Below are 271 nucleotides of genomic sequence, written 5' to 3' on the forward strand. Positions count from 1 at the left end.
CTTTAAAAATGTGCCTGAATCACAAGATAACTTTATCAAGGTACCAGCTATTCTAGACGGGGGAGGAGATGCCTAATGACTTTTAACAATAAAACCATTGATGAATTGCATGACCTCCTTGTCAAAAAGGAGATTTCTGCGGTTGAGTTGACCAAGGCAACTTTGGAAGACATCAAAAGCCGTGAGGGAGCAGTGGATGCTTTCTTGACTATCACAGAAGATGCGGCCTTGGCGCAGGCTGCTGCCCTTGATGAAAAAGGGATTGATGCGG

Annotated in this window: 2 pseudogenes; both read left to right on the plus strand. The window is 44.6% G+C overall.

Features of this window, described 5'->3' with window-relative positions:
- Positions 1–76 (plus strand): annotated as a pseudogene (locus C1G53_RS13645) (Asp-tRNA(Asn)/Glu-tRNA(Gln) amidotransferase GatCAB subunit C); the annotation flags it as partial.
- Positions 76–271, plus strand: a pseudogene (locus C1G53_RS12900) (Asp-tRNA(Asn)/Glu-tRNA(Gln) amidotransferase subunit GatA); the annotation flags it as partial. The pseudogenes C1G53_RS13645 and C1G53_RS12900, both read left to right, overlap by 1 nt.

This window comes from Streptococcus suis (assembly GCF_002960445.1).
Lineage (GTDB): Bacteria > Bacillota > Bacilli > Lactobacillales > Streptococcaceae > Streptococcus > Streptococcus hyiners.